We start from the raw sequence: 6,035 nt of genomic DNA, 5'->3' as shown, positions 1-6,035 counted from the left end.
CTGGTCACCCCCACCTCCGGCTGGAGCGACGGCTACACCCAGGCGAACCTGATAGCGGTGACGGCCGACTACGCCGATGAATTCATCGAATTCTGCCGGCTGAACCCCAAGGCCTGCCCCGTCGTCGACATCATTCCGGCGGGACAGTATGAAAGCGCTCTCGCGCCCGGCTCCGATATCCGCACCGATATCCCCGCCTACCGTGTGTGGGTGGACGGCGAACTGGCCGAGGAGGTCATCGACGTCGCGTCTGTTTGGCGTGACGACATGGTGGGCGTCCTCATCGGCTGCAGCTTCACCTTCGAGGCCGCGCTGGCCAGCGAAGGGATCCCGCTGCGGCACACCGAAACCGGCCGCAACGTGCCCATGTACCGCACGAACGTCGAGTGCATTCCTGCCGGACGGATCCACGGCCCCATGGTGGTCTCCATGCGTCCCATGATGCCCGAGCTGGTTGAAACCGCCGTCAGGGTCACGTCGGAAGTGCCGAAGGTCCACGGCAGCCCGGTTCACGTCGGGTCGCCGGAGGATCTGGGCATTGCCGACATCAACCGCCCCGACTTCGGGGATGCGGTGGAGATCCGGCCGGGGGAGGTGCCGGTGTTCTGGGCCTGCGGCGTGACACCGCAGAGCGCAGTGATGGCATCCAGGCCATCCTTCGCGATCAGCCACGCTCCCGGGCACATGTTCATCACTGATGTTCCCGAAAGCACCTACCGGGAACCGGCGGGAGAGCCATCGTGAAGCGGAGACTCCCCGTGGCCGAGAAACGGGCCCGCCGCGTCATCAACCTGTCGGTGCCACGCCAGCAGGCCACCGGCACACGCTGCGAGCTGACCGGCGTCTGGCGGAGCCCCACCGGAGCGAGCATTCAGCTCTACGAGGGCCAGCTCATTCCGAGCGATTCCGGCCGGCCCTGCGTCTGGACGTACGCAGGCCTCCCGGCTAACAAGACGGATTCGCGCGAGGCCCGTGTGGCCACTGCCGAACACCACAGACAGTAATTGCCGCAAACTCAAGCGGACGACGGCGGGTGCCTCCCGCCGTCGTCCGCTTGAGTTTAATCGGGGTGCTACGGCAGGCGCACGGGGTCTGCGTAACCGGGTCTCGCCCGGCAGTCGGGTCAGGGTGTACGTCTAGGCCGTTCCAGCCGCCGCATAGACGCGAACCCAATCCACTCGCATCTCGCCAGCGCCATTAGCAGTGCTGTCTGGGAACCAGTCCAGTTGTAGCGTCTGGTGCATCGAACCGGGAGGCTGGTGCGCCGGGTCGTTGTCCTCAAACCACTTCACCCCATCGACGTAGCCGACGATCCCATTCGGAGACCAGTCAACCGCGTAGTTGTGGAACTGCGTAACGTCCAGGGCCCTGGACGCCGACGTCTGCGAGTTCGAACATCCATAGTGGTGGAAGAACGTGATGAGGTTCCAGTCACCAGTCGTCTCCGAGTAGTCAACTTCGCCGTCACAGGGCCAATTCTCACTATCCGGCCACAGGATGGACACCATATGGTACTCATTATCACCGGACCCGGCCGCACGGACTTCCCACCGCCCGTACTTCTGGTTTGCGAACTTCGCGCCCATTCCAGCGGTCGTGCCGTCCGGAGTTCCAGTCATGACCATTTTGGAACCGTCCACGGTAACCTGCTGTGGACTCCGCATACCCTGGCCCGCGTGCCCGGCGCTGTTGTAAACAATCCACTTCGTGGCATCCGGCGCACCTGTGTAATTGAACTCGTCGCCAGTTACACGCGTGCCCCAACCATGGACTACGGCCGCCTCGGTAGGTGTTACCGCGTCAGGCGCGGTCGTCACCACCAGCCGTGGACGCAGGGCGGACGAAGATTCCCTCGACTTGAATCCGATCCACTTCTGCGCGTTGCTTTCCAGCTTGAAGTTCTGCTCGCCACCCTTTGCGCTAACGCCCTTAGTAACATCCCATTCAACCCACGAGCCGGTAGCGAACCCGCCAGCCTTCCCCAGCCACGTCCCGCGTGCTGGTGCGTTATTCCAGGTAACTCCCCTCTCGGTCCAGCCGCCAGACGTAGTGAAAACATCCACGAACTCAGTGGAAGTTGTGGATGCCTCCGAATATGCCCGCAGTTTAGCCGAAACAACATGTTCGCCAGCGGGAACTGGAACATTGAACCGTAGGAGTGTGTTCCGCCAGATGTTCGCACGGCCCTCTGTGGACAAACGGACGCTAGCCCCAAAGTTGGTAGTCGCCTTGTCCGCCTGTACGTATGTGTCTATGGTCGGCGAGATCGTCGTTGCGGCGCTTGCCGTTGTCGGAGTAATGATTGCGAACCCAACCAGAATGGATAATGCAACCGCCACGCATTTACGCCAGAACATCAGCCCGCCCCCTATTAAGCCTAAAAATCTTGTTGGACCCGTTGTCCCATGCGATTGTTACATCGCCGCCATTAGGAACAATCGGGAAGTTCGTGCCGGTCCATCCATGTCTCCGGGCTGCGGCCCAGCCGGTAGATGTGCCACCCGCTGCCGGACTTCCATATGTTGGCCCACCGGGACCCGTCGTTCCACAACAGCTTGCTCTGCGACTTGTCCGACCTCGGCGGATCGGCAACGCCTGAATGACTGATGCTCTGATAGCCGTATGTGCCGGAGGCCCAAGCACGGCCGGAATTACCGAGCAGACTCGTAGCGATGCTTGTGGCGGGGGCGAGGGATTTACTAAGTCAGCGGACGTAGCTTTCATATTCATCGCTGTTTCTATTGGGGATTTAAAGTATCCGATTGGGTTAAGCAAGCGTCGACCCAGAAACAACGACGGCTAAATGTAAATGCCTAAATGCAAATGCCAGATATCAAAGCGTAGACCAGAAGCGAAAGAATGAGCAATAAATCCCCTATACCTATGTTCAAGGAATGTGGGAAAACCCCTATACCTAATTAGTGAACGCGCCATCCTCGCGTCCGACGGCGGCTGGTCGGCGCTGTAGGGGAGCGGCACCCAACGGAAGCGGACGACGGCGGGTGCCTCCCGCCGTCGTCCGCTAAGTAATCTGCGACGCCCCCGATCTGCCGCGCACGTGCCTTGGGGATAGGGTCCACGCGGAAGACCTGGCCGTTACTCGGGTGTTACGTAAGCGCCTGAAATGCCGCCGTCAACCAGGAAGGTTGAGGCGGTGATGAAGGATGAATCGTCGCTGGCGAGGAAGGCGACTGCTGCTGCCAGTTCTTCCGGTTCCGCGAACCTGCCCAAGGGAACGTGAACGAGGCGGCGGGCTGCCTTCTCGGGATCCTTGGCGAAGAGTTCCTTCAGCAGGGGCGTGTTGACGGGTCCCGGGCAGAGTGCGTTGATCCGGATCCCCTGCCGGGCGAATTCGACGCCGAGTTCCCGGCTCATGGCCAGCACCCCGCCCTTGGATGCGCTGTAGGAGATCTGGGAAGTGGCGGCACCCATGACCGCAACGAACGACGCAGTATTGATGATTGAGCCCTTCCCCTGCGCCTGCATGTAAGGGAGGGCGTATTTGCAGCAGTAGAAAACGGAGGTCAGGTTTACTTCCTGGACCCTGCGCCACGCATCGATTCCTGTATCGATGATTGAGGCATCGTCTGCCGGCGAGATTCCCGCATTGTTAAAGGAGATGTCAACGCTTCCATAAGTTTCGTGGGTCACGGCGTAGAGGTTCTTCACTTCCTCTTCGCTGGTGACATCCACCTTCACATAGAGGCCGCCCACCTCGTCGGCAGCCCGCTGCCCAGCGGTTGGGTCCAGATCCGCGATGACGACATGAGCCCCTTCTGCGGCGAAGCGGCGAGCTGTGGCGAGCCCGATCCCGCTGGCGCCGCCGGTGATGACAGCGCTGCGTCCCTTGAGGCGGTTGGAAATTACTTCAATCATTTTTTCTTCCTTTGTGGTGAGGACGTTATGGGTTGGTGGAGATGAAGACGTTTTTTGTTTCGGTGAACGCGTTCAGGGCGTCCGGGCCGAGTTCCCGTCCGAGTCCTGACTGCTTGAATCCGCCGAAGGGTGTGGAGTAGCGCACCGAGGAGTGGGAGTTGACTGAGAGGTTTCCCGACTCGAGTCCTCGCGCCATCCTCAGCGCCTGACCGATGTCCCGTGTCCAGATGGATCCGGACAGACCGTAGATCGAGTCATTCGCCAGTCGGAGTGCGTCGGCTTCGTCCTTGAAGGGAACGACTGCCACGACGGGGCCGAAGATCTCCTCATGCATTACCCTGTCCTCGCGGGAGGGCGTAAGAACGGTGGGGGGGAACCAAAACCCCTTGCCGTCCGGCGCGGATCCCTGGAAAGCCACAGATGAGCCGTCCGGGACGAAGCCGGAGACTGTGCGGTGTTGGGCTGCGGAAATCAGCGGCCCCATGAACGAAGCCTCGTCGCTGGGGTCGCCGACCTTCAGGGCCTTCACAACTGGTTCCAGGAGCTCGAGGAACTTTTCGTAGACGCTGTCCTGGACCAGGATTCTGGAGCGGGAGCAGCAGTCCTGCCCGGCGTTGTCAAAAGCGCCTCCGGGTGCTGCTGCAGCAGCGGCTTCGAGGTCCGAATCCGCGAAGATGATGTTGGCGCTCTTGCCGCCCAGCTCCAGGGTCACGGGCTTGACCTGCTCAGCGCAGCCGGCCATGATCCGCTTACCGACCCCGGTTGAACCGGTGAAGACAACCTTCCGCACAGCAGGATGGGTCACGAATCGTTCCCCGACGACTGAGCCCTTGCCCGGGATGATCTGCAGGACACCTTCGGGCAGGCCTGCCTGCCTTGCCAGCTGTCCGAGCCGGATGGCAGTCATCGGAGTCAGTTCCGCCGGTTTCAGAACGACAGTGTTGCCAGCGGCAAGGGCGGGGGCGAAGCCCCAAGCGGCAATGGGCATGGGGAAGTTCCACGGGACGATTACCCCAACGACCCCGAGGGGTTCGTTGAAGGTGACGTTGACCCCTCCAGCTACTGGAATCTGCTGGCCAAGGTGCCTTTCGGGGGCTGCGGAGTAGTACGTCAGGACATCGCGGACATTCCCTGCTTCCCACCGGGCGTTACCGATGGTGTGCCCGGCGTTGCGGACCTCCAGCTGGGCGAGATTTTCCCGGTCGGCGTCTACTGCCGCAGCAAACCTGCGCAGCAGGAGAGCCCGGTCTGCAGGGGCAACATGGCGCCAGGTCTCGAATGCCTGGACGGCTTTTTCGATTGCCCGGTCAGTGTCCTCAAGTGTTGCAAGGGTTATGGTCTCGATTACCTCTTCCGTTGCCGGATTCAGTACGTCAAACGTGCTCGTGGACATTGCCGGGGCTCTCCGTTCGATTCTTGCGGTAGTTGGTTGCAGCCTCAATGAACCCATTGAAAAGCCGGAGATCATTGGGATTCTGTTCCGGGTGGAATTGGACCCCTAGTGCCCATCCGCCCGTTGCCGTTTCGAGGGCTTCCACGGTGCCATCGGCCGCCGCCGCCGTGACGGAAAGGCCGTCAGCGACCCGGTCCATGGCCTGGTGGTGGTAACAAGGTGCGCTGGCCGATGCTCCCAGCAGATGCCGGCTGATGCTGCCCGGCGCCGTCGTGAACTCCACGTTGCCGTATACACCCGGCGCCGGTTGGTAGTCCGCCTCCGGGTTCACATCGGGGATGTGCTGGATCAGCGACCCGCCCATGGCGACATTGAGGATCTGGGCTCCCCGGCAGATGGCGAAAAGGGGGACTTCGGCGTCCAAGGCTGCCTTGGTCAGGGCGATATCGTGTACGTCCCTCGCCGGTTGAGCGCGGGTGAGCCGGTGGGGCTGCGCCCCGTACTGTTCCGGGCCCACATCGCTGCCTCCGGAGATGATCAGTCCGTCCAGGACCTCCACAACCGATGGGTCAGTGCCGACGGGCGGCAACAGGATAGGAGTGCCGCCGGCAGCGACGACCGCCTGGACGTAGGTTCCCGGCAGAACTGCCGCATCCGCTGTCCAAACGCCCCAGGAAGCCTGCTGAAAGTAGGTTGTCAGCCCGATCCGTGGGCGGTAGCTATCAGAGCCGTTCAAAGACACGCTTGCGCTCCCAGTCCGTTACGG

Annotated in this window: 6 protein-coding genes; 2 read left to right on the top strand and 4 right to left on the bottom strand. The window is 61.7% G+C overall.

Features of this window, described 5'->3' with window-relative positions:
- Both V6M49_RS15770 and V6M49_RS15765 read left to right on the top strand, forming a co-directional pair.
- Positions 1–744: putative hydro-lyase (locus V6M49_RS15770; RefSeq protein WP_332761937.1), on the top strand; the 744-nt coding region annotated here is incomplete at its 5' end.
- Between the two features lie 14 nt (positions 745–758).
- Positions 759–1,004: a hypothetical protein gene (locus V6M49_RS15765; protein ID WP_332761936.1), complete on the top strand. Its 246-nt coding sequence runs from the start codon at positions 759–761 to the stop codon at positions 1,002–1,004.
- 132 nt (positions 1,005–1,136) lie between these two features.
- Here the strand turns inward: V6M49_RS15765 and V6M49_RS15760 are convergent, their stop codons facing one another.
- From V6M49_RS15760 to V6M49_RS15745, 4 genes are all read right to left on the bottom strand, one after another.
- Positions 1,137–2,357: a CBM96 family carbohydrate-binding protein gene (locus V6M49_RS15760; protein ID WP_332761935.1), complete on the bottom strand. Its 1,221-nt coding sequence runs from the start codon at positions 2,355–2,357 to the stop codon at positions 1,137–1,139.
- 739 nt (positions 2,358–3,096) lie between these two features.
- Complete coding sequence (locus V6M49_RS15755; RefSeq protein WP_141141783.1) at positions 3,097–3,876, bottom strand: 3-oxoacyl-ACP reductase; 780 nt, start codon at positions 3,874–3,876, stop codon at positions 3,097–3,099.
- Between the two features lie 25 nt (positions 3,877–3,901).
- Complete coding sequence (locus tag V6M49_RS15750; RefSeq protein WP_332761934.1) at positions 3,902–5,269, bottom strand: aldehyde dehydrogenase family protein; 1,368 nt, start codon at positions 5,267–5,269, stop codon at positions 3,902–3,904.
- Positions 5,250–6,011, bottom strand: coding sequence for a gamma-glutamyl-gamma-aminobutyrate hydrolase family protein (locus V6M49_RS15745; protein ID WP_246848631.1), 762 nt, complete (start codon positions 6,009–6,011; stop codon positions 5,250–5,252). The genes V6M49_RS15750 and V6M49_RS15745 overlap by 20 nt, the downstream gene beginning before the upstream one ends.
- Positions 6,012–6,035: the final 24 nt, after the last annotated feature.

The organism is Pseudarthrobacter sp., assembly GCF_036675385.1.
Taxonomy (GTDB): Bacteria; Actinomycetota; Actinomycetes; order Actinomycetales; family Micrococcaceae; genus Arthrobacter.
The sequence above is the reverse complement of the archived record's forward strand: the minus strand, read 5'-3'. Positions and strand labels throughout refer to the sequence as shown.